Raw genomic sequence first — 22,521 nt, 5'->3', positions numbered from 1 at the left:
GCCTGGCCGCGCAGCGGGTGGCCCTCCTGCATCGCGTCCAGCCGCTTGTCGATCTCGGCGTCCACGCGGGAGACGAAGAACGACGCCACCGACTCGATCGACGTGAGGTCGTGGCCGTTGGCCCTGGCCAGCTCCAGACCCGCCAGGAACGCGTCCATGACCTGCTCGTAGCGCTCCACCGAGAAGATCAGCGTCACGTTCACGCTGATGCCCTCGCCGATCACCTTGGTGATCGCCGGGAGGCCCGCCAGCGTGGCCGGGATCTTGACCATCAGGTTCGGCCGGTCCACGGCCTTCCACAGATCGATCGCCTCGGCCACCGACTTGTCGGTGTCGTGGGCCAGCCGCGGGTCGACCTCCAACGACACCCGGCCGTCCACACCACCGGTCCGCTCGTAGACGTTGCGGAAGATATCGGCCGCGTCCCGCACGTCGTCGGTGGTGATCGTGCGCACCGCGCGATCAACGCTGGTGCCCGCCTTGGCGAGCTCGTCGAACTGCCGGTCGTACTCGGCCTCCTTCGACAGCGCCTTGGCGAAGATCGTCGGGTTGCTGGTCGCGCCGACCAGGCCGTAGTCCTCGATGAGCTCGTCGAACCCGCCGGAGACGATCCGCCTGCGCGAGAGGTCGTCCAGCCAGATCGACACACCCAGTTCGTTGAGCGCCTTCAGGTTCGCATTCGACACGGGACGTTCTCCAATCCCACACGGGTCTTCCGCGGACCTACCCGGCCCACGGGCGCGGCACGCACCGCTCTGCTCGCCCGCGTCATGCGGCGTAGCGGAGGACGGCGCCGATGCCGCCGGTCAGGTCGATCGTGCCGGGGTCGGTGATCACCAACTCCGCGCTGGTCCCGGCCAGGGCGCGCACGACCGCGGCGCTGGCAGGCGCATCGCCCACGCCCTGGCCGCCCATGTCCTCCAAAGTCCGCTCGTCGGCGGAGAGCTCGGTCGCACCCGCGCCGACGCGCAGATCACCGGCGTGGTCATCCGCGGTCCACAGCAGGGTCTGCACCTGTCCCTGGCGCAGCGCGTCGACCGTGTCCGGCCATCCCTCCACGGCGCGCCGGCCTCGTCCGCTCTCGCGCTGGAACTCCTCGACGGCGTGGGCCACCTGGTCCTCGTGAACGCTGAACGTGACCTCCTGGCGCAGGTCCTCGGCCGACTCCGTCCGGGAACGCGGCTCGATCACCAGGTTCTGCGCCTCGCCCAGCAGCGAACGCACCATCGAGCGCTGCTGGTCCTCGCCGGTGAGCACGATCGCCTCGGCCTTCACCTTGGCCGCCCGCTCGGTGATCTCACCGGCCACGGCCTCAGCGTTGCGCTTCCAGCGCTCCTCGACGGCCATGTGCCCGCGCTGCTGGTTCTCCTGCTTGCCCGAGTGCGCCTTGTGCACCGGATGCGATTCGCCGTCGACCCGGACCTCATCGGCCTCGCCTGGCCCGTGGAAGATCAGCAGATCCGCGCCTTCGTGATCCACGTCCGCGGCCACGAACGCGATCCGCGTCCGGCATCGCCTCAGATAGGGCAGCAGATGCGGGAGCGGGCCGACGTGAGCCTGATCCTCGGTCGGCAGGTCGGTGGGCGGCTCGGGCAGCTCGTCCTGCACCACCACCTCACCACCTTCGCCGACGAGCACCTGCCCGCGCTGGCCGGTCTGCGCGCGGTGCTCCCGCACGTGCGCGCCGAGCGCCTCCACCGTGGCGTCGTCGGCGCCCTGCTCGCGCAGGCTCTCCTCGATCGCTCGCCAGCGCAGCTCGATCGCCTTGTCGGCGTCCTCGGCGTCGCCCGAGGTGTCCAGGTACGCGGTCACGAAGGGCCCCGGACGCTCGTACACGCGCTGGAGGGATTCCATCTCCACGGCCACATCACCCTGTTCTGCTCCACGATTCGCCTCCGCTGCGCGAAGGCCGTGTCCCGGAGGTTCCCCAGGTGGTGCGATCGGTTAAACCCGGCGGCCGACCCCGGCGTAGGCGTTGGAGCGCGCGACGTCGTCCTCGCTGGGCACCCGGTCCGGGTGCCACGTGGGCGTGGGTACCAGGCCCGGTGGGACGAGCTCGTAGCCGTCGAACAGCTCCGCGATCTCCTCCGGCGGACGCCAGCGGACGGGCGTCGGCGTGCGGGCCATGACCTCCTCGGCGGCCACGACCTGCTCGTCGGTGGCGGCGAGCTGCGAGATGTGGGTGAGGGCCAGGTAGCTGCCGGGCCCGCACATGTCCCGGTAGGCGGCGGTCAGCGCGGTGGCCTCGTCCTGGTCGGGCACGAACGGCAGGATCGCCACCGCCAGCACGGCCACCGGCCGGTTGAAATCGATCTTGGCGACTCCGTTGGAGTCGAGCACCGCCTCGGGATCGCGGATGTCGGCCTCGTCGATGGACACCATCGGGTTCTCGCCGAGCAGGGCCCGGGCGTGCGCGACGGCCACCGGCTCGTGGTCCACGTAGGCGATGCGCGCCTGCGGGTTGTGCTGGTGCGCGATCTCGTGGACGTTGCCGACGGTCGGGATGCCCGAGCCCAGGTCGATGAACTGGTCGACGCCCTCGCGCACCAGGTAGCTCACCGCGCGGCGCAGGAACGCCCGGTTGGCGACCGCGTAGTCCCGGGCGTGGGGCATGGCTTCCAGACCGGCTTCGGCCGCTTCGCGGTCGACCGCGAAGTTCGTCGAGCCACCCAGGTAGTAGTCGTACATCCGCGCCGAGTTCGGGCGGTCGACATCCACCGGGGCGCCCGTCGGTTTCGGCTCCGGCAGCACGGCACCTCCCACGCACACGAACGCGACCTGTCGAGGGTACCTACCGGCCGGTCGGCTCCGATTCCCCCATTCGGCCGCGTGCCGCGTCAGGCGAAGCGGGGGTGTTCGCAGCACGCGCGGTGCGCCCACTCCGGTTCGTGCCACCAGTACGCCGCATCGCGCTCCGGGCTCGCGCGACGGGTCCCGGTGACCGGGGCGACGCCCCCGGAGCCGGTCGATTCGAACGGAGCCAGCAGCGAATCCGGGGTGTGCACGAGCCCGCCCCGGATGACCGTGCGGACCGCCGCCGCGGCGGCGATGTCCGACAGCGGATCGCCGTCGACGAGCACGAGGTCGGCGTAGGCGCCCTCGCGGATCTCGCCGAGCTCTCCCGCCAGCCCCAGCCAGCGCGCGGGGTTCCGGGTGGCCGTGGTGAGCGCTTCGTGCGGGGTGAAGCCGTGAACGACCATGGCGCGGAGGTTCATGTGCAGCGAGACCGCGATGTTGTCCAGCGGCGAATCGGTGCCGGCGATGATGAACCCGCCGCGCCGCTGGATGCGCAGCAGCATGTCGACCTGCCCCGCCAGCTGAGCGCGCCGGATCACGCCATCGGGCCCGGCGGCGTCCTCGGCTTCACCGAGCAACCGCTGGTACTCCCACGGCGGGAACAGCACCCGCGTCCGCCGGTCCTCGATCAGCGATCGGTCCTCGGCGTACAAGCCCGACGAGCTGAACAGCGTCGGCGTCAGCGACATGCCGCTGGCCGCGAACAGCGACACCGCGTCGTCGTAGGAGTTGCCGAGATCATCGCAGGTGTGGGAGTAGCCCAGGCGGTGGGTGGCGCCGGTGTGCTCCATGCCGTCCATGCCCAGGTTGGCGGCCGGGTAGACGTAGTGCGAGCTCAGCGGCCTGCCCTGCGCGTGCGCCTGCGCGATCGCCGACCGCTGCAACGCGACCGGCAGCCGCACGTAGGTCTTCACCATGTCGTAGTCGAGCGCTGCCGCCCTCCGCATCTCCAGTGCGAGCTGCTGCTCGCTGAGCGTGCACCGCATGAAGTTGTAGTAGGTGCGTCCGCCGTCGATGGCCTCGCCGGTGCCGAACAAGCGCGGGCCGACGCGGTCGCCCGAGGTCAGCGCCTCCCGGGTCTCCTGCATCTGGTACGCCGGGTCGCCGGGTGAGCGGGTGGTCGTGATCCCGTAGGCCAGCCACGCGCGGCCTTGCCGATCACCCCATTGCCTGCCGCGCAGGTGCCAGTGCACGTGGGCGTCGATCAGGCCGGGCATCGCGGTCAGCTCGCGGGCGTCGAGGTGCGCGCGGCCCTCCTGCGCCGGGAGCACGGCCGCGATCCGCTCCCCCGCCAGCACGATGTCGACGCCCTGGCGCAGCCTCCGGGACGTCCCGTCCCACATCGCCCCGGCGCGCACCACGCGGTTCTCCACGACCTCCGCGGGCCTCCAGCGGAGGTTCAGCGGGATCGCGGTGACCTCGCCGGTGCCGATGTGCACCGAGCGCAGCTCGCCGCCGTTGAGGAACAGCAGGTGCTCGGCATCGCGCCAGCTCAGCGAGTCGGTCAGCTCGGTGGTGACCTGCCGGGGCGCTCCGGTGAACGCGCCGACGGCGTCGACGGGGACGATCCAGGCCGTCGATTCCACGACGAACGCGAGGTGCCGACCGTCGGGCGACCACACCGGCCCGTCGTCCCCGCGGGTCGCCAGCGACCGGAACGGCAGCACCTCGGTGTAGTGCAGCGCCCCGGTCTCCACATCCACCCGCAGGACCTGGCTGGTGCCCTCGCGGAAGCGGGTGCCGTAGGGCTTGACCGCGGCGAGCACCAGCGTCCTGCCGTCCGGGGACCAGTCGGGGCGCCCGGGCTGGAACATCGGTGAGGTCACCTGGCGCGGCTCGCCCCCGGCGAGGTCGGCGATCCACGTCGCGCCGTCCTCGTCCTGGTAGGCGATCCGCCTGCCGTCCGGAGCGAACCGGGGCGTGATCGCCGCCCCCTCCACGTCGGTGATGCGCCGCTCCGCACCGGTTTCCAGGTCGTGAGTCCAGAGATCGGCGGTGCCGGCGCGGTCGCTGCTGTAGAGCAGCTGACGCCCGTCCGGCGAGAAATCGGGATCGGAGGCGAAGTACCCGTCCCCGACGACCTTCCGGGGTTGTTCACCGATCCGCACGACCCACAGCGCGTTCAAGGCGCGGAAGGCGATCTGCTCCCCGTCCGCGGAGCACACCGGGCTCGCGATGCCGGTGACCTCCGGCCCGCGCACTCCGGGTCGCCGCTGCGGGAAATCGCGCCGGGTCAGCACCGGAACCGCTGCGGTGAAAGGAACTTCGCTGCGCCCACCGGAGAGAGCGCACCGGCGGACGACGCCGTCGGCGGTGTAGAGCAGTTCACCGGGACCTGTCCAGCGCGGCGCGAAACCGAAGACGTCCTCACCTTCGGTCACGGCGGTCTCGCCGACCACGAGGTCTCGCCGCGATCCGACGAGCCGCACGTGCGCGAGCCGACCATCGGGACCGAGACTCGGCCCGTACAGCGTGCTCTCGGCTCCGCCGTCCACCAGCGTGCTGATCCGGCCGGAGGCCACCTCGACCCGCTCGATGGCCGTGTCCCCGGCGACGTAGACGAGCGCCCCGCCGTCCGGCGACCAGCTCGGCATCGACACGTCCGGCCGGTCGCGGGTGATCTGGCTGATGACGCCGGACGCGAGGTCCATCACGAAGACCTGGTACCCGCCGGCGCGGTCCGAGGTGAACGCGAGAGCCCGGCCGTCCGGCGAGAACCGCGGCTCCCGGTGGTCGTGCCCGCCTGCGGTCAACTGCCGCAGCCCCGAACCGTCGGCGCTCATCATCCACAGGTGGAAGTTGCCGTCGCGGTACGACTGGAACACCAGGTTGCCGCCGTCCGGGGAGAAGTCCGGCTGGGTGGCGTCCTGCAGCTCGTCGGTGAGCCTGCGCGCCGGCCCGCCGCCGGGTTCGAGCACCCAGATCGCGTTGACCAGGTCGAACGCGATGCGCTCGTCCGGCGCGACAGCGGCGCAGAGGTTGGTTCCCTGCCGCAGCGTCACCTCGGATCCCGCCGCCAGGACGTGCCCGCGAGGCACGAGCGCGAATGCCGCCGCCGCACCGGTTCCCGCCTGCAACGCGCGTCGCCGGGTGATCGTGAACCGCGAATTATCCGCTGTCATCGACAAACTCCCGAAAATCCGTCGGATTCTGCGAATCGATTGATCGTCCGTCCACCGCCCGCTCGCGCACAATCCGCCGACGAGTGAAAACCTGAAGCATCACGGCCACTCTCGCCCCCAACATCGACATCGGCGAATCTTCGGCCTTTCCGCACACTCGATCGGGTACTGCAGTTGACGCCGAGGGGTGTCGATTACTAGCGCGTGGTCGTCTCGCAATCACCCCTCGAACTCAGCGTTGCTCCCCCCACGCGCGGCGCGCCCGCTCGGCCCCTGCCGGCCGACCGACGCGCGTGGTGGTGCGGTGTGCTGGCAGCGGTCACCGTGCTGCTGGGCGTCGCGATCCCCTTCGCTCCGGTCACCGCGTCGGATCCGGTGGTGTCCTGGCCGCAGGCGGGCAGCCTGCCCGCCTCCACGGCGCTGCCGCTGAGCCCGCCCCGGCCGCTGTCGCTGCGGGCGACGATCCCGTGCGCCGCGCTGCGCGCCGTCGGCACCGGGGACGTCCTGCGCACCGTCCCGGCCGGGGCGAACCCGACGACCGGGCTGACGGTGACGGCGGCCGCAGGCCGGGTCTCGGTGCTCGCGGGTGAGGACCGGCTGCTCGACGAACCGATCCCCGCCGGGAACTGCGACTACCGCGTGGAGGGCAACGCGGGCGGGCTCTCGATCACCCGGGACTCCACCCCGCTCGCGACCTTCCCCGGAGCCCCGGTGCCGGTGGTGTCGGCGCTGAGCACCGCGGCCGAGGGACTGCCGCAGAGCGGCAGGCTCGCGGTCACCTTGCACACCGACGACCGCTACAACTCGCAACCGAACGGGCTGAAAACCCTTCTGCTGCTAGGGTATCTGGGAGCCCTGACGGCCACCGCCGTGCTGGCGTGGCGGCTCTGGGGCCCGGTCCGGTTCCCGCGAGCACGACCGCGCCGGGTCGACCTGGTCGTCGGTCTCACCGCCGGGGCGTGGGTGCTGCTCGGCCCGGTGCAGTACGACGACGCCTGGTACGTCCTGATGTCCCGCAACGCCGGGGCGTCCGGGTACCTCGGCAACTACATCTACATGTTCAACGCCACCGAGAACCCGTTCGTGCTCAGCCAGTACCTGATGCAGTTCTGGGGCCAGATCGGCGAGTTCTCGCTGTGGTGGCTGCGACTCCTGCCGCTCGCCTACGGGTTGATCACCTGGGTGGTGCTGCGCACGCTGCTGATCACCGCTCTCGGCCGCCGCACCGCGAGCCACCGGTGGGTGCCGTGGGCGCTCGGGCTGGCTTTCCTGGCCTGGTGGCTGCCCTACGGGATGTCGCTGCGACCCGAGCCGCTGATCATGTGCCTGACCGCGGTGTCGATGCTGCTCGCCGACACCGCCCGCCGCCGCGAGAGCATCCCGGCCGCCGCAGCCGCGACCCTGGCCGCCGCGCTCGCGCTCAGCTGCTCACCCTCAGGGCTGGTGGCGTGGGCGCCGCTGATCCCGGCGCTGCCGTGGTTGTGGCGGTGGTTGCGCGACCGGACGTGGAAGTCCCGCGTGGTGGCGGGTTCGGTGCTGGTGGCGGCCGGAACTGCCCTCGTGCCGGTCGCTTTCGCGGACGCCACCTTCGGCGACGTGATCGAGGCGACGAAGGTGCACCGCTGGTACTACGGCGCGTTCGCCTGGTACGAGGAGTGGCGGCACATCGACACCCTCATGGCCGGCCCCTGGGCGCTGCGCCTGCCGGTGCTGATGACCCTCGGAGTGGGCCTGCTCGTGGCGCTGGGCCGGGGGCGGCGCACCGCCGCGGACACGGTCCGCTGGCTCATGCTCAACAGCGCCGTGATCACCGCGCTGGCCATGGCGTTCCTGGCGCTGAGCCCCACGAAGTGGGTGCTGCACTTCGGCGCGCTGGCCGCTCCGGCCATCGTGCTGCTCACCACGGCCCTGCTGCGCTCACCGCTCCCCCGCACCACCGGCGCGGTCGTGAGCATCGCCGGGACCGGTGCGCTGATCGCGATCGCCGCGGCCGGGTTCTCCGGGCCGAACATCTGGAAGCCCTTCAGCGATCGCGGTCAGTCCTTCGGCAACCACCTGCCCGCCTCGCTGTCGAAGATCGAGCTGAGCATGACCGCTCCGCACATCGGGGACGTGTTCCTGCGCGACGCGAAGCTGTGGGTCGGCCTGGCGGTGGCCATCGCCGCGTTCGGCCTCTGGCGCCGCCGGCACCACCTCGGCGTCCTGCTCCGCCCGGAGCGCGGCGTGCTGATCGCCACCGCGATCCTCCTGGTCACCGGCATGGTCGCGGTCTTCGCCTACGCGCCGTTCCGGCAGGCGCCGGGCTGGACGGTCGCCAGCGGCGGCGTCGAGTTCGCCACCAGCGGCAGGACGGCCGGGCTCGCCGACCACGTCCAGGTGCTCGGCAACGCGGACGCGCAACCGGGCTCTCCGGCGGAGCCGGCCGTGGTGCGCGGCGACTTCGCCGCCGCCCGGCCCCTGCCGGTACCGGCCTCGGCCCCGGGACCGGTGTGGCACAGCTACACCTCGACGCCGACCGGACGCGGCACGCTGGTCACCGGCTGGTACTCCGTGCCCGCCCGCGGAGACGGCACCCATGTCACGGTCCCGGTGCTCGGCGAAGCCCTCACAGCCCACCGGCTCGCGGTCCAGGCCGACACGGGCGCGGGCGTCGTCGAGCTCGCGCTGAGCCCGGACGACGCCTTGGGCGCCCGCCACTGGCAGGAGCTCGCGGTCGGGTTGCCGCCGTCCGCGCGGGCCGTCCGCGTCGTCGCGGAGCAGCGGGGGACCTGGCTGGCGGTCGGTGAGCCGCGCCTGACGAAGATCCAGCCGGTCACCACGATCACCGACGGCGAGACCGTGTTCGCCGACCAGCTCTCCGCGATGCTGTGGCCGGACGTCGAGCAGGCGACCGTCGCCCACGGCATGACGACCCCGCCGACGGTCCGGCTGAGCGCGGCCGAGCACATCGATCAGGGCGTGCTGTCCAACTCGACCTTCACCGACTGGGGCGGCAACTTCGGCACCAGCACCCACACCGCCACCTTCGTGCGCGTCGCTTCAGCGCTGCCGGGCGGCCCGGAGACGCCGCCCTGGGGAACGGTGGACCGCGTGCTCTACGGGCTGGAGCCGGGCAGGTTCGACATCGGGTACCGCCGCCACGACCGCGCCGGGTGGACGCGGCTGCCGACCCTCGCGGGAGAGGAGTACATCGGCCGGAAGTACACCGGCTGAGCCGTTGCCGTTTACCAGCTTGTGCCGGGCCTCTGACCAGCGGAATCGCAACACCGCCAGCGGCTCGCACCAGGTCGGCCGTTCGCAGTCAGGGCTGTTTCGCCTTCTGGACAGTCGGGATCATCACCTTGACATTAGGCTACCCTAACCTAAGGCTCGAGGGTGTCCACTTGCACCCAGGGAGTCGCGAATGTCCAGTCTTGACAGGAAAGAAGCCGCCCTCGCGCCCTACGCCCTAGGCGCGTTCCGCATCGTCGTCGGAGCGCTGTTCGCCAGCCACGGCGCGGCATCGCTGTTCGGGGTGTTCGGCGGCGCACCGGGGTCCGGCGGCACCGTCACCGTCGGCGCGTGGCCCTCCTGGTGGGCCGCCGTGATCCAGCTCGTGTGCGGACTGCTCGTGGCCTTCGGCGTGCTGCACCGCGGCGCCGCCGTGCTGGCCTCCGGCTCGATGGCCTACGCCTACTTCGTGGTGCACCAGCCCGACGGCCTGCTGCCCCTGCAGAACCAGGGCGAGCAGGCAGCGCTGTTCGCCTGGTCGTTCCTCCTGCTTGCCTTCACCGGACCCGGCGCCCTGGCCCTCGGTCGAGCGCTGCGCCGCCAGCCCCAGCTGGCCGCGGCCTGAACGCCGCTGGGGGTGGCGGTTTCAGCTGAAACCGCCACCCCCAGCGGGATGAGCTCAGGTGGGCCGAGCGAATCCGCTCAGGCGCACACCTTCCACTTGCCGTCTTCCTTGACCAGCTGGAGCTGCGCGGTCTCCGGCGGCGCACCGGGGACCGAGGATTCCATCGTCACGGTGCCCGAATCGCCCTGCTCCTGCACGGACTTGACCGCGGTCTTGACCTGCTTGAGCTGCTCGAAGTCCTGCGGCTTCGCGACCTTGAGGAACTCCGCCTTCTGCTGCTGCAGCTGCTCGATCTGCGGCATCGCCTTGCTGCAGACGACCTCGCGGTAGTCGTCGACGGTCACGCTGCGCGGGTCCTGGGTCTCCTTGCTCGACAGCGCCGCGTAGTCGTCGGCGGCCGACTGAGCGGTGCCTGCGCTGAAGAAGAAGTAGGCACCGACGGCCACCGCCGCGAGGACCAGCACCGAGGCTGCCACCGCGACGATCATGCCGACCTTGCTCTTCTTCTTCGCTGGCTTCTCATCGGACTCAGCGGTCCCAGCGGCCTCGGAGGACGCGCCGGACACGGAAGCCCCAGCAGTCGCAGCGGTTTCCGACGTCGCGTCCGACCCGGAGGTCGCAGCAGTCCCGGAAGTCTCAGCGGCCTCAGGCGTTTCGGCGACCGGCTGGACCTTCTCGGTCTGCTCGGCCTCGGCCTGCTCCGTCCCGGACTCGTCCTGCCCGGCACCCGACTGCTCGGCACCGGCCTGCTCGGCACCCGACTTTTCCGCGCCCGTCTCGGCGTCGCCGTGGCCGGCGGCGGTCGAGCTCTCCGACTGCTCCGCTGCCGAGGCCTCGGGCTCCTCAGCGGGCTTCTTCTCGGAGCCGCTCTGGCCGGGCTCGTTCGGCGAAGAGGTCATGAACACCTTCCTGGTTCGGACTTGTCAAGTGCTGTCCCCAGGTGTACGCGACCACGCCGTTGAGTTCCACCCGTGTCGAACTCCGGAAGGCGTTTTTCCCACGCTCCAACATTACGATTCGACCACGCGAAGGATCTCCGCCGTTCTAGGCCACCAGGAAGTCACGACTCGATCCGGTGAACGGCGTGATTTCGCCCGATCCGGGCGCTTTCCAATCTCCGTTGTGGACGATCCGATAACGACCGGTCGGCAAACCTGCCGGGACGTCCCACGTGATGGTCGCCGTGGACGAGGCGACACCACTGCGCTTCCAATGGTACTTGGTCGACCAGTGCCGGTCGTCGGCCACCGGCACCCAGCGGCCGTCCAGCATGCGCTGGACCTCGACGTAGGTGCCTCCGCGACGGAGGTCGTTCTTCGGGTGCCCGGTGACGAACTCCACCGCGACCTGCTCACCCCGCCGGTACCCGCTCGCGGGCTCGGCGATCACGTCGCCAAAGGCGCGGCCGGGCGGCGGGGCGTCGAAGACCACGCCCGGCTGGAAGTTCGGCAGCGTGCCGCTCAGGTCCGGCGGCGTCGGCCCGTGCGGGACCGGACGCCCTGCCCGCATCGCGGCGGCCAGCCTGGTGAACTCCTGCTGGTAGGCGGGCTGGGTGTAGCGGCCGAAGAGCGTCGAGGCGCCTTCGTACTGCTGCGCGTCGTACTCCTCGGGCGTGGTGACGTACTGGCTGTAGGCGTTGGCGTAGCCCTGCATCAGCACGTTCTCCAGCGGCACGCCGAGCTCGGCGGCGACGCTGCGCCGGATCCGCAGACCGGCGACGATGGTGAACTCCGCGGGGCCCGCGACCAGGTAGAGCTCACCGATGCGCATCAGCTGCAGCGGCAGGACCTGCGGGCACCACGGGTGGGGTTTCATGGCGCCGAAGGGCACCGCGACGGGCTTGGGCGCCTGTTCGTCGGCGAGCTCCGGCGGGATCGGGACGTTCGCCCCGCCGAGCCAGTCCAGCAGCGGGTTGCGGATTCCCTCACCGATCGGGATCCCTGGCCCGTCTTCGGTGCTCCCGGCCAACATGGACAGTCCGATGGCCGCGGTGCAGGTGCGATGTTGCCTGCCGTCCGGGGTGAATCGTCCGTCCACTGTGACGTCGGAGAGGTCGACGTAGCACAGCCGGGAGTCGACCGGACCGCCCATCGGCGCCTCGGCCGAGCCGAAAGCCCGCTTGGCGGCGTCGAACTGGCGCTGGCCGATGATCCGGGTGTTGTCGAACTCGTCATCGGTCGGACCGGACCCCGGCGCCAGGTTCAGGTTCGGGGACATGTCGCCGGAGTTGGTCTGCGAGAAGCAGGCGACGAACCCGGCGTCGTCGCGCTCCCAGGCGAACGCCGCGTAACCCTTGTTGTCGGAGCTGATCAGGTGGTTGCCGTTGGTCATCGACGTGCCGTGGGTGGCGAACCAGGTGATCGCGCCGACGTCGCGGCCGCCCTGGGAGAAGCGCAGCACCGTGACCGCGGGGTCGATGGCCTGCGGGAAGTGCTCGGTGTCCTGCGGCGGGTTGAGGTCGAAGGCGCTGCGCGAGCGGTTCACGCTGGCATCGGTGAGCTCGGCCCGCCCGAGCGACAGGGTGCCGGGCTTGAGGTCGTCGTGCGCCCGGCCGATCGCCTCGACGATCCCCTCGACCACGGCCTGGAAGGTCTGCTCCTGGAACCCCATGGTCGCCAGGTCGTAGGCGGCGTGGTGCGAGTCGCCGCCGCAGGCCGCGTGCGTGTGCGTTGCGTTGAGCAGGACGTTGCGCTCGGAGTACAGCTCGCCGTAGGTCTCCCCCAGCCGACGCAGCACTTCCTGGTGCACCGACTGGAACAGGGCGCCCAGCTCGGCGGTCACGAACACCACGCGGTGGGCGCCGTCGTCGACGACGAACGCGCGGGCCAGGGTGCGCAGGTGGATGCCGGCCGTCTGCTGCTGCGGCATCGAGTAGCCCATCATGCCGTTCTCCGCGGCAGGACCGGTGACGTCGGCGACCCCGCGCCCGACCAGGTATCCGGTCGATCCCTGTGCGGACGCGGGGGTGGCGCCGAACATCGTGGAAGCGAGCGGCGCGGCGGCGGCCGCGGCCAGCACCTGCCTCCGGGCTACGGGCATGACCTGCTCCTCCGAGAATGTGAAGTGACTTCACGTTCATCAACTCGGGCAGGTTAACCTGATCAGCTCAGGCTGCCAAGGCTCACTTGGGCGCGAAGCGCTGCCCCGCGTCCAGGCGCAGGCACTGGCCGTTGAGCATGGGGTTGTCCACGATGGCGCGCACCAGCTTCGCGTACTCCTCCGGACGCCCCATCCGGCGCGGGAACGCCGCGTCCTTGACCAGCGCTTCCTTCATGTCCTCCGGCGCGCCCTTGAGCAGGCCGGTTTCGAACAGGCTCGGCGCGATGGCCAGCACCCGGATGCCCATCGAGCCGAGGTCGCGGGCCATGGTCAGGCACATCCCGGCGATCGCGGACTTGGCCGCGGTGTAGGCCACCTGGCCGATCTGCCCCTCGAACGCGGCGATCGACGAGGTGTTGATGATGACGCCGCGCTCCCCGTCCTCGGGCTCGTTGTTGTTCATGTGCGCCGCCGCCAACCGGCTGATGTTGAACGTGCCGACCGTGTTGAGGTCGAGGATCCGGCGGAACGCGTCGAGATCGTGCGGGCCCTTCTTGCCGAGCGTGCGCTGCGCCAGCCCGCCACCGGCGGTCGTGACCGTGATGTGCAGTCCGCCCAGCTCGGCCACGGCCGCGTCCAGCACCCGCTCCACACCGTCGAAGTCGGTCACGTCGACCTCGTGGAACGTGCCGCCCAGCTGCTCGGCGACCTCCTCCCCCGCCGAGTCGGCGAGGTCGGCGATCGCGACCGAAGCCCCTTGCGTCGCCAGCAGTTCCGCGCTCGCTCGACCCATGCCGGACGCTCCGCCGAACACGACCGCCTTCTTGCCGTTGATCTCCACTGGATGTTCCTCCTCGTTGGGGTCAGCGAACCCGTTCACGGATCTCGCGCTTGAGGACCTTGCCCGCGTTGTTCCGCGGCAGTTCGTCCACGACCAGCAGCTGCCGCGGGCACTTGTAACCCGCGAGGCGCTGGGCGCAGAACTCGCGGATCTCGTCCTCGGTGGGAGGGCGGTCGCCGACCGCTTCGACGACCGCGACGACGCGTTCCCCCCACAGCTCGTCGGGGGCTCCGACGACGGCCGCCGCCGCCACGGCGGGGTGCTGGTGCAGGACGTCCTCGACCTCGCGGGAGTAGACGTTCTCGCCACCGGTCAGGATCATGTCCTTGCGGCGGTCGACGATCGCGAACCGGCCACCGGCGTCCCGCCGCGCGAGGTCGCCGGTGCGGAACCACCCGTCGCGGAAGGCCTCCGCGGTCGCCTCCGGGCGGTTCCAGTACCCGGAGAAGACCTGGTCGCCGCGGATCTCCAGCTCACCCACCTGCTCGGTGCCGAGCTCGACGCCGTCGTCGTCGACGATGCGCGCGGACGACAGCAGCATCGGCTCGCCCGCCGAGGCCAGCAGTTCCGGACGTCCGGCCGCCGCCTCCCGGTGCCCGTCGGGCCCGTGCGCGAGGGCGTTCCCGGCGAGCTCGGTCATGCCGAACCCCGCGCGGAACCCGGCGTTGGGGAAGCGCGTCATCGCCTCGCGCAGCGTCTCCACCGGCATCGGCGCCGAGCCGTAGCCGATGCGGGTGATCGAGGTGGTGTCGCACTCCTCAAGCGCGGGATGCCGCAGCAGCATCGCCAGCATCGTGGGCGCGACCGTGGTGGCGGTGACGCGGTGGCGCTGCACGGCTTCCAGGAAGCGCTCCGCGCTGTAGCGGCGCAGCAGCACCACGGCTTCGGCCGCCAGGTGGGCGACGAGCACGTTGTACCCGGCGATGTGGCAGAGCGGCCACGGGATCAGCGAGACCGGACGCTCCTCCGCCGCGCGCGGCCAGCTCAACGCGGCGTTGACCGCACCGGCGACCACGTTGCGGTGGGTCAGCACGGCACCCTTGGCCCTGCCGGTGGTGCCGGAGGTGTAGATCAGCCAGCCGGGCGCGTTCTCGTCCGGGCGCTCGGGTTCGGTCTCCGGCCGACCGTCGAGCAGCGCGCGCAACGGTGTCGTGCCCGCGACGTCGTCGATGGTGATGACCGTGCGCACCGACGGCACGGTGTCGGCGGCGTGCCTCGCGGTGTCGAGGTACTTCGCCTCGGTGATCAGCACCGTCGGCGCGGCATCGGTGAGCAGGTCGGCGATCTCGCGGGGCGCGAGCCGGTAGTTCAGCGGCAGCAGCACCATCCCGGCGAGCGGGACCGCGTAGTAGCTCAGGACGTACTCGTGGCTGTTCTCGGTGAGCACCGCGATCCGGTCACCGCTGCGCGCGATCTCCCGCAGCCCGTGGGCGAGTTGGCAGACCTCGGCGTGCAGCTGCCCGAACGTCCAGGTCGTACCGCCGAAGATCAGGGCCGGCGCTTCGGGCTCGCGCCCGGCGGCCAGCGCCACCACGTCGCTGATCAGCATCGCGCCTCCCGCGCCCCACCTCGGACAGCAGAGGCACCGTACCAAACAATCGCTTGGTCAGGAACTCACCAACCGCACCCCCACAGCAGCGGTGGCGTCGCATAACGGCGGCGGCGCGGCGGCGGTGGCGGTGGCGGTGGCGGTGGCGTCGCACCGAACTCAATTTCGCGCGAAATTGGAATTCTCCCCCGCGCTCGGGCGTGTAGTGCCTGGTCGGGAGGATGGATCCCAATTTCGCGCGAAATTGACACGGGAACGCAGCCCTCCAATTTCGCGCGAAATTGAGAATTCCCCGAGCCGCACCCGTCATGACCTGGTGAGACACGCCCGGCCGCGGGGAGCTTTTCCAATTTCGCGCGAAATTGGAGAGGGGGTGCGGGTTAGACGAACATGCCCGCGATGGTTGCGCTGAGGAGGTTGGCGAGGGTGGCGGCCAGGACCGCGCGGATGCCGTCCTTGGCGATCCAGCCGCGCCGGCTGGGCACCAGCCCGCCGAGACCGCCCAGCAGGATCGCCAGCGAACCGAGGTTGGCGAAGCCGGTCAGCGCGAAGGTGACGATCGTGGTGGTCTTCTCGCTGAAGTTGCCCGCCTGGGGACCGAAGTCGGTGAACGCGACGAACTCGTTGATCACCAGCTTCTCGCCGACGAAGCCGCCCGCGGCCACCGCTTCGTGCCACGGCACGCCGATCACCCACATCAGCGGCGAGAAGACGTAGCCGAGGATCTGCTGCAGGGTCAGGTCGGGCAGGCCGACGAGGCCGCCGAGCGCGCCGACGATGAGGTTCAGCAGTGCGATCAGCGAGACGAAGGCGAAGAGCATGGCGCCGACGTTGAGCGCCAGCTTCAGACCGTCGGAGGCACCGGTGGCGGCCGCGTCGATGACGTTGCGCGGCTTCTCCTCCAGCGCGGGCGCCGCCGTTCCGGGAGCGACCTGCTGGGTCGCCTCCTCCTCGGCGGCCTCGTCGTCCTCGGCGGCGGAGCTGTCGTCGGAACCCGGCTCGTCGGCGGTCGCGGGCATGATCAGCTTGGCCATCAGCAGACCCGCGGGAGCGGCCATGAAGCTCGCGGCGATCAGGTTCTCCAGCTTCGCGCCGAGCATCGCGTAGCCGACCATCACGGTGCCCGCGACGGTGGCGAGACCGCCGACCATGACCGCGAAGAACTCGGAGCGGCTCATGCTCGACAGGTACGGGCGCACCAGCAGCGGCGCTTCGGTCTGCCCCAGGAAGATGTTGCCGGTGGCGTTGAGCGATTCCGCTCGCGTCGTGCCCAGCGCCTTCTGCAGCCCACCACCGATGATGCGCACGACCCACTGCAGGACGTGCAGGTGGTAGAGCACCGCGGTTAGCGACGACACGAAGATGATGATCGGCAGGACCTGGAAGGCCACGACCGTGCCCTCGGAGGGCATGATCGGCCCCACCAGGAAGTCGATGCCCTCCTTCGAGGACTCGATGACCTTGGTGACGCCGGCCGCCACCGCCGTCAGCACCTGCTGCCCTAGCGGCCAGCGCAGCACCACGACCGCGAAGACGAGCTGGATGGCCAGCGCGCCCAGCACGGTGCGGAGGTTGATCGCGCGCCGGTTGGTCGACATCGCGAACGCCAGCAGCAGTACGACGACCATGCCGCCGATGCCCCACAAGACCTGCACCTGGAATCAGCCTTTCCTCGAACCGCCGCTGCCGGGCGCGACGCGATGTTGGGTTCGGGGGATGCTCGCACGCAGATCAACCCGCACGCACCCGGGTGGCGAGTTTGTGACTCCGCTAACGGCAGGTCAGAGCGAGGTGATCACTCCACAGTGCACAGGACTCCGAGGGTGTGTGGTGGGGAAGTTTTCATGAAAACTTCCCCACCCCACACGCACCAGCCCCAGGCGAGCGGCCGGAGGAAGACCACCGGCTTAATATCTCTCGCACAAGATGATTGCGTGTAAGATTGTGGGTCGGAGCCGTCACCACGTCGGCGAGAACGGGAGACCCGATGAGTCCTGAGAAGGGATCCGAAGACGTGCCCCGCGAGGGGAACCCGCTCGATGACGACGAGACCGTGACCTGGTGGGGTCTGGTCATCGAGGGTTACCACAGCACCCACAACCTGCTGATGAGCGAGATCAGCAAGCGCGTGGAGCTGGCCCCCGGCTCGTTCGACATCCTGATCAGGCTCCTGCGGTCCCCCGGCCACCGGCTGCCGATGACCCGGCTCGCCGTGGAGGCCGCGCTCAGCAGCGGCGGGTTCACCAAGGTCGCCGACCGGCTGGCCAAGGCAGACCTCATCCGCCGGGAGCCCTCGGCCGACGACCGCCGCGTCGTCTATGCGGTGCTCACCGAGCACGGCCTGGAGGTCGCCGCGAAGGCCCGCGCGGTCTGCGCCGAGATCCTGCGCAGCCGCATCCTGGAGCCGCTCGGCGAGCAGCAGTCGCAACGGCTCGCCGAGGCGATGCGGACGCTGCGCAGCGCCAACGCCGCCTGACGGCGACCGTCTCAGCGGGTCGCGGCCTCGGCCTTGGCGAACTCCGCCTTCCACTCGCGGAAGGACTCCTCGGTGCGTCCGTGCCGCCAGTAGCCCGAGATCGACGCCTGGTCGCGCGCCACCCCGCGCTCGCGGAACAGGTAAGGGCGGATCCGGCGCATGACCTCCTGCGCCTCGCCGTGGACGAACGCGTGCACGCGGCCCGGGAGCCACTCCACCTCGCGCACCGCCTTCTCCAGCGCACCGTCCTCGCCGACCTCCGACCGGTAGACGAAGGTGACCTCGCCGCCCGCGGGCAGCGTCAGCTCGGGCGCCTCGGCGGGCGAGCCGAAGAGCATGACCACGCGCACCACGGCGTCGGAGGGCATCCCGACCAGCGCGGCGGAGATCGCGGGCAACGCCGACTCGTCCCCGGCAAGCAGGTGCCAGTCGGCTTCCGGATCCGGCCGGTAGGCGCCGCCGGGGCCGTTGATGATCAGCCGGTCGCCCGGCGCGGCGCCGGCGGCCCACGGGCCGGCGATCCCCTGGTCGCCGTGCATGACGAAGTCGATCGCCATGGTCCCGCGCTCGGTGTCCGGGAACAGCGCCGTGAACGTGCGGACGGTGGGCATGTCCTCGGCCGGGAAGACGCCGCGCATCGCCTTGACGTCCAGCGGTTCCGGATAGGTCACGCCCGGCTTGGGGAACACCAGCTTGACGTAGCGGTCGGTGCACACGCTCTCGGCGAAGGCCGACAGGTCGTCACTCCGGAACCACAGGCGCCGCACCCGGGGAGTCACCATCTCCGCATCGGTCACGGTCAGGTAGGTCGCCATCGAACTCCTCAACACGGTCACAGGTAGTTAGGTCAGCCTAACTTACTCCCTCGCCGTCTCGCAGCACCAGCACCTCAGGAACGCTCGCGGCCCGCGCGCAGGTAGCCGATCACCAAGGCCTCCAGGCTCGGCCGCTCGACGTCCCCTCCCGCAGCGCCGACCTCTCCCCTGACCAGCACCGTCGCCTGGCGGTCGGTCCGACGCTCGTCGATGACCGCCTCCGCGGGCACCGCGCCGCTCACGTCGTGCGGACCGACCAGAACCCGGTGGCCGGACAGCAGGTAGTCGATCTCCCCGGCCAGCCGGACGCAGCCGTCCTCCAGGAGGACCAGGTGATCGCAGATGGCTTCGAGGTCGCTGAGCACGTGCGCGGACATCAGCAGCGTCGTGCCGCGATCGGCGACGTCGGCCATCAGGATCCGCAGCAGGTCCTCGCGGGCGAGCGGGTCGAGGCCCGCCAAGGGCTCGTCGAGCAGCAGCAGGTCGGGTTCGCGCGAGAGCGCCAGCGCCGCGCCGACCATCGCCCGCTGCCCCTCGGAGAGGGTCCGCACCTTGGCCTCGAGCCGGATCCGCCCCCGGTCGAGGACCTCGCGCGCCCGGTCGTCGTTCCAGCGGTCGTTGAGCGCCGCGACGATGCGCAGGTTGTCCCGCACGGTCATGTCGGCGTAGAGCGGGCGGCGCTGCGCCAGGAACGCGACCCTCGGGTGGGCGCCCTCGCCGAGGTCCTCGCCGAAGACCGACACCGTCCCGGCGTCCGGTTCGAGCAGCCCGGCGAGCAGCGACAGCAGGGTGGACTTGCCCGAACCGTTGGCTCCGACGAGCGCTGCGATGGCGCCCTGCGGGAGCGAGAAGGACGCGTCGTCGAGCGCCCGGCCGGTCCGGTAGGTCTTGGTCAGCCCGTTCACGGTCAGCGCGCTGGTCTGGATCTGCGTCGTCATCATCCCTGCCCCGGCGATTCGGCGGTGTGCGGAAACTTCTCGTTGCGGGCGTCGTGGAACAGGGCGTCGACGTCGTCCGCCCCGAGGCCGCCCTCGATCGCGCGGTCCATCCACGCCGAGAGCTCCAGCCTCAGCGGCGAATCGCTGGCGGTCTGGCTGTGGGCCAACGACTTGCGCACGAAGGTGCCCTGCCCGCGCTTGCCCTCCACGAGTCCTTCCCGCTCCAGCTCGCGGTACGCCTTGAGCACGGTGTTGGGGTTGATCGCGGTGGCTTCGACGACCTCCCGCGCGGTCGGCAGGCGGTCGCCCTCCGACAGCAGTCCCAGCCGCATCGCCTGCTTGGTCTGCTGGACGATCTGCACGTAGGTGGCGACGCCTGAGCGGCGGTCGATCCGGAACTCGATCACGTCACGACCCTCCCCTACAGCACCAGCGCGTTGCCGCGCAGCCGTCGGACCGCGCCGAGCAGGAGCGCTCCGCCGATCGCGAGGAACACGGCCGCCTCGACCGACTGCATGGACCAGAAGTGCTCCGGCGCCAGCAACGTCGCGTACGAACGCCCCTCGTCGCCGCCCAGCGCGAACGCGAGCTGCCGACGCATCAGCACCACACCGGCGAAGCGCAGCACGACGTAGCCCGCTCCGGCGATCAGCATCGCCGGCACGGTGCGCCGGGTGACGACTCCCGCCCACACGCCCAGCAGGTACGCGAACACGGCGTGAACGACGGGGAGGACTCCGTCGTTGTCGAAGTTCAGCGCGGTGTAGAGACCTTCCTTGGCGGGCCCGAGCGGGCCGACGGTGGCGAGCCACTGCTGGAGCAGCGCGCTGTGCACGGCGAGCACCACGACGGCGGGGACCAGCGCGACCGCGAGCTTGACGGCCAGCCACCGCATCCGGCCGACCGACTGGCTCAGCGCGAGCACGTGCGTGCCGCTCTCCAGCTCGCGTGCCAGCAGCGGCGCGGCGCAGAAGACGCCGAGCACCAGCGGAATCGCGATCAGGATCAGCTCGGCGTATTTGATCCGGTCGTAGTGCACGTCCTGGAACTCCTGCACCGGCAGCCTGCACCCGGGCTCGAGGAACCAGTTCTCGACGAGGCAATGCGCGATTCCGCGCTCGGCGATCGCCGCTTCGGCATCGAGGCGCAGGAGCACCATCGCGACCGCCCCCACCACCAGCAGGGATGCCAGTACCAGCAGTGCGACCCGCTGCTGCCGCCACGCCACCCAGACCATCTGCCACCCTCTCGTCCGCGACTCGGCCGGAACCCTAGCACAAAACACTAGCTAATTAGTGAAATGACTCGATGGGTGCCCCTCGGTGGCGGGAGGCCGCTCGGCGAGGTGGTCGATCCGGTCGGGAAGTGATCGCGCACGTCGATCTGGCGCTGCAGGCGGCGGTCATGTCGTTCGAGACGCGCCACCCACGCGCCACCGACTCAAGAAACCCAGCGCCGCAGTAGGATTCGATTCCGTCGAGCCTGGACGCCCGGCGCAACCGGCGTGGTCAACCGCCCAGTCGCGGGTGGGCTCCGACGGTCATCAAGGAGATGTCGACGTAGCGGGCCGCGAGGTCTTCGGGGCTCAGCGGGCCGTCCGGGTGGTACCAACGAGCGACGGACTGGCACATCCCGAGCAGCGCGCGCGAGGTCTCCGCCGCATCGGCGATGCGGAAAGTCCCGTCGGCGCTACCGGTTTCGATCACCTCGGTCAGCACGTTCTCAACGGTCTTGCGGCGCGCGCCGTAGCGGCGGCGGGTGCTCGGTGACAGGTAGCGCATCTCGCTGTCGATCACGGCCAGCCGGAACCGGTAGGCCATGTGCAGCACGACGGCCTCGATCACGCTCACGAACTGCTCGCGCGGATTGCCCCGGGCCTCGCGAGCCGCAGCGCGCACGCGCCACGCGACCTCGCCGGTGCCCAGCTCCAGGAGGGCGACGAGCAGCCCCTCCTTGTTCTCGTGGTGGTAGTACAGCGCGGGGACGGTCATGCCGACGCGGCGCGCGATCTGCCGCACGGTCGCGCCGTGGAACCCGCTCTCGCGGAACTCGTCCAAGGCCGCGTCGAGGATGGGCGTCAGCCCGAGCGGCCCGAACTCCCGCCACCCGGACTCGGTGTCCGGCTCCGCTGCACCCGCCTGAGCCATCACGTCTCTCCCTCTCCCGCCTGCGGCGACCATACCGGCCGGCGCCGCGCGCCGGCCGGTTCGGTGAACGCCTCAGCGCGGCGCCATGCGAATGGCGCCGTCCAGCCTGATGGTCTCGCCGTTGAGCATCGGGTTCTCGACGATGTGCCGCACCAGCGATCCGTACTCGGTCGGGTCGCCGAGACGCGACGGGTGCGGGACCTGCGCGCCCAGCGAGTCGATCGCCTCCTCGGGCAGCGTGGAGAACAGCGGGGTGTGGAACAGGCCCGGCGCGATGGTCGAGACCCGGATCTTCAGGTTCGCCAGGTCGCGCGCGATCGGCAGCGTCATGCCGACGATGCCGCCCTTGGACGCCGAGTACGCGGCCTGCCCGACCTGACCGTCGAACGCGGCGACCGACGCGGTGTTGACGATGACGCCGCGCTCCTCGCCGACCGGTTCGGTCTTCGAGATCCGCTCGGCCGCCAGCCGCAGCACGTTGAAGGTGCCGATGAGGTTGATGTTGATGACCTTGGTGAAATCGGCGAGCGGGAACGCGCCCTGCTTGCCGACCGTCTTGGCGGCGTTGCCGATCCCGGCGCAGTTCACCGCGATCCGGAGCTGCCCCAGCGCTTCCGCGGCGTCGAGAGCTGCGGTGACCTGCTCCTCGTCGGTGACGTCGGCGCCGGCGAACACGACGCCGTCCCCGAGCTCCTTCGCCACGGCCTCGCCCTGCGACGACGGCAGGTCCACGATGACGACCTTCGCGCCCTGCCCGTGGAGCTCCTTCACCGTCGCCAGGCCCAGCCCGGACGCGCCACCGGTCACGAGCGCGACAGCACCCTTGATGTCCACTTCCGCCTCCTCACATGTCGACCGGATCGCAGCATACTGAGCGAGCGATAAGTAACCAAGTGCGTTCATGTCACTCGTCGCCGTATTGACACCCGGCACGCGCTTAGCGATCGTTCAGTAGGCCGTCGA

At 70.6% G+C, this 22,521-nt stretch carries 18 protein-coding genes; 3 read left to right on the top strand and 15 right to left on the bottom strand.

All coding sequences use genetic code 11. From position 1 onward, the window contains the following. From tal to ACYVF3_RS12760, 4 genes are all read right to left on the bottom strand, one after another. Window positions 1–686 (bottom strand): transaldolase (gene tal, locus ACYVF3_RS12775; RefSeq protein ID WP_461154452.1); only part of this gene is annotated, 686 nt, incomplete at its 3' end. A gap of 82 nt (window positions 687–768) precedes the next feature. Beyond that, entirely contained in the window at window positions 769–1,854 is a 1,086-nt protein-coding gene (locus ACYVF3_RS12770) for a baeRF2 domain-containing protein (RefSeq protein ID WP_461154459.1), read from the bottom strand. 90 nt (window positions 1,855–1,944) lie between these two features. After that, window positions 1,945–2,751, bottom strand: coding sequence for an SAM-dependent methyltransferase (locus tag ACYVF3_RS12765; RefSeq protein ID WP_461154451.1), 807 nt, complete (start codon window positions 2,749–2,751; stop codon window positions 1,945–1,947). A gap of 86 nt (window positions 2,752–2,837) precedes the next feature. After that, window positions 2,838–5,918 carry an amidohydrolase family protein gene (locus ACYVF3_RS12760; RefSeq protein ID WP_461154450.1) on the bottom strand — a complete coding sequence of 1,027 codons (3,081 nt, stop codon included), beginning with the start codon at window positions 5,916–5,918 and terminating at the stop codon, window positions 2,838–2,840. Between the two features lie 306 nt (window positions 5,919–6,224). Here ACYVF3_RS12760 and ACYVF3_RS12755 point away from each other — a divergent pair, with 306 nt between their 5' ends. Next, entirely contained in the window at window positions 6,225–9,131 is a 2,907-nt protein-coding gene (locus ACYVF3_RS12755) for an arabinosyltransferase domain-containing protein (RefSeq protein WP_461154449.1), read from the top strand. A gap of 190 nt (window positions 9,132–9,321) precedes the next feature. Continuing rightward, a complete protein-coding gene (locus ACYVF3_RS12750; RefSeq protein ID WP_461154448.1) occupies window positions 9,322–9,753 on the top strand; it encodes a DoxX family protein in 432 nt (143 codons plus the stop codon). A 77-nt stretch (window positions 9,754–9,830) separates the two neighbouring features. Here the strand turns inward: ACYVF3_RS12750 and ACYVF3_RS12745 are convergent, their stop codons facing one another. The 5 genes from ACYVF3_RS12745 to ACYVF3_RS12725 all read right to left on the bottom strand — a co-directional run bounded on the left by ACYVF3_RS12745 (window position 9,831) and on the right by ACYVF3_RS12725 (window position 16,837). Beyond that, complete coding sequence (locus ACYVF3_RS12745) at window positions 9,831–10,652, bottom strand: Rv0361 family membrane protein (protein ID WP_461154447.1); 822 nt, start codon at window positions 10,650–10,652, stop codon at window positions 9,831–9,833. A gap of 145 nt (window positions 10,653–10,797) precedes the next feature. After that, window positions 10,798–12,792 carry a neutral/alkaline ceramidase gene (locus ACYVF3_RS12740; RefSeq protein ID WP_461154446.1) on the bottom strand — a complete coding sequence of 665 codons (1,995 nt, stop codon included), beginning with the start codon at window positions 12,790–12,792 and terminating at the stop codon, window positions 10,798–10,800. Between the two features lie 82 nt (window positions 12,793–12,874). Beyond that, window positions 12,875–13,633, bottom strand: a complete 759-nt coding sequence (locus ACYVF3_RS12735) for an SDR family NAD(P)-dependent oxidoreductase (RefSeq protein ID WP_461154458.1) — start codon at window positions 13,631–13,633, stop codon at window positions 12,875–12,877. A gap of 22 nt (window positions 13,634–13,655) precedes the next feature. Continuing rightward, window positions 13,656–15,182 carry an AMP-binding protein gene (locus ACYVF3_RS12730; protein WP_461154445.1) on the bottom strand — a complete coding sequence of 509 codons (1,527 nt, stop codon included), beginning with the start codon at window positions 15,180–15,182 and terminating at the stop codon, window positions 13,656–13,658. A 380-nt stretch (window positions 15,183–15,562) separates the two neighbouring features. After that, a complete protein-coding gene (locus tag ACYVF3_RS12725; protein ID WP_461154444.1) occupies window positions 15,563–16,837 on the bottom strand; it encodes a NupC/NupG family nucleoside CNT transporter in 1,275 nt (424 codons plus the stop codon). Window positions 16,838–17,169: 332 nt separating this feature from the next. Here ACYVF3_RS12725 and ACYVF3_RS12720 point away from each other — a divergent pair, with 332 nt between their 5' ends. Continuing rightward, window positions 17,170–17,658, top strand: a complete 489-nt coding sequence (locus ACYVF3_RS12720; RefSeq protein WP_461154443.1) for a MarR family winged helix-turn-helix transcriptional regulator — start codon at window positions 17,170–17,172, stop codon at window positions 17,656–17,658. A gap of 11 nt (window positions 17,659–17,669) precedes the next feature. On the opposite strand, the gene ACYVF3_RS12715 is transcribed toward ACYVF3_RS12720, so the two are convergent. From ACYVF3_RS12715 to ACYVF3_RS12690, 6 genes are all read right to left on the bottom strand, one after another. Then, window positions 17,670–18,473: a siderophore-interacting protein gene (locus ACYVF3_RS12715; protein ID WP_461154442.1), complete on the bottom strand. Its 804-nt coding sequence runs from the start codon at window positions 18,471–18,473 to the stop codon at window positions 17,670–17,672. Window positions 18,474–18,547: 74 nt separating this feature from the next. Beyond that, entirely contained in the window at window positions 18,548–19,411 is an 864-nt protein-coding gene (locus ACYVF3_RS12710; protein ID WP_461154441.1) for an ATP-binding cassette domain-containing protein, read from the bottom strand. Further along, window positions 19,411–19,818 carry a GntR family transcriptional regulator gene (locus ACYVF3_RS12705; protein ID WP_461154440.1) on the bottom strand — a complete coding sequence of 136 codons (408 nt, stop codon included), beginning with the start codon at window positions 19,816–19,818 and terminating at the stop codon, window positions 19,411–19,413. The genes ACYVF3_RS12710 and ACYVF3_RS12705 overlap by 1 nt, the downstream gene beginning before the upstream one ends. A gap of 14 nt (window positions 19,819–19,832) precedes the next feature. Next, the gene (locus ACYVF3_RS12700; RefSeq protein WP_461154439.1) at window positions 19,833–20,648 is read right to left on the bottom strand and encodes an ABC transporter permease subunit; all 816 of its coding nucleotides are present in this window, start codon (window positions 20,646–20,648) and stop codon (window positions 19,833–19,835) included. Window positions 20,649–20,919: 271 nt separating this feature from the next. Continuing rightward, window positions 20,920–21,558 (bottom strand): TetR/AcrR family transcriptional regulator, encoded by a 639-nt coding sequence (locus ACYVF3_RS12695; protein WP_461154438.1) that lies wholly within the window; start codon window positions 21,556–21,558, stop codon window positions 20,920–20,922. 72 nt (window positions 21,559–21,630) lie between these two features. Next, a complete protein-coding gene (locus ACYVF3_RS12690; RefSeq protein ID WP_461154437.1) occupies window positions 21,631–22,392 on the bottom strand; it encodes a 3-hydroxyacyl-CoA dehydrogenase in 762 nt (253 codons plus the stop codon). Window positions 22,393–22,521: the final 129 nt, after the last annotated feature.

The organism is Saccharopolyspora tripterygii, from assembly GCF_054778355.1.
The sequence above is the reverse complement of the archived record's forward strand: the minus strand, read 5'-3'. Positions and strand labels throughout refer to the sequence as shown.

Bases quoted from the DNA above. Each gene is read 5' to 3' on its own strand.
- ACYVF3_RS12770 (WP_461154459.1), bottom strand. From the start codon at position 1,854: ATGGAATCCCTCCAGCGCGTGTACGAGCGTCCGGGGCCCTTCGTGACC.
- ACYVF3_RS12760 (WP_461154450.1), bottom strand. From the start codon at position 5,918: ATGACAGCGGATAATTCGCGGTTCACGATCACCCGGCGACGCGCGTTG.
- ACYVF3_RS12750 (WP_461154448.1), top strand. From the start codon at position 9,322: ATGTCCAGTCTTGACAGGAAAGAAGCCGCCCTCGCGCCCTACGCCCTA.
- ACYVF3_RS12745 (WP_461154447.1), bottom strand. From the start codon at position 10,652: ATGACCTCTTCGCCGAACGAGCCCGGCCAGAGCGGCTCCGAGAAGAAG.
- ACYVF3_RS12740 (WP_461154446.1), bottom strand. From the start codon at position 12,792: ATGCCCGTAGCCCGGAGGCAGGTGCTGGCCGCGGCCGCCGCCGCGCCG.
- ACYVF3_RS12730 (WP_461154445.1), bottom strand. From the start codon at position 15,182: ATGCTGATCAGCGACGTGGTGGCGCTGGCCGCCGGGCGCGAGCCCGAA.
- ACYVF3_RS12720 (WP_461154443.1), top strand. From the start codon at position 17,170: ATGAGTCCTGAGAAGGGATCCGAAGACGTGCCCCGCGAGGGGAACCCG.
- ACYVF3_RS12715 (WP_461154442.1), bottom strand. From the start codon at position 18,473: ATGGCGACCTACCTGACCGTGACCGATGCGGAGATGGTGACTCCCCGG.
- ACYVF3_RS12710 (WP_461154441.1), bottom strand. From the start codon at position 19,411: ATGACGACGCAGATCCAGACCAGCGCGCTGACCGTGAACGGGCTGACC.
- ACYVF3_RS12700 (WP_461154439.1), bottom strand. From the start codon at position 20,648: ATGGTCTGGGTGGCGTGGCGGCAGCAGCGGGTCGCACTGCTGGTACTG.
- ACYVF3_RS12695 (WP_461154438.1), bottom strand. From the start codon at position 21,558: ATGGCTCAGGCGGGTGCAGCGGAGCCGGACACCGAGTCCGGGTGGCGG.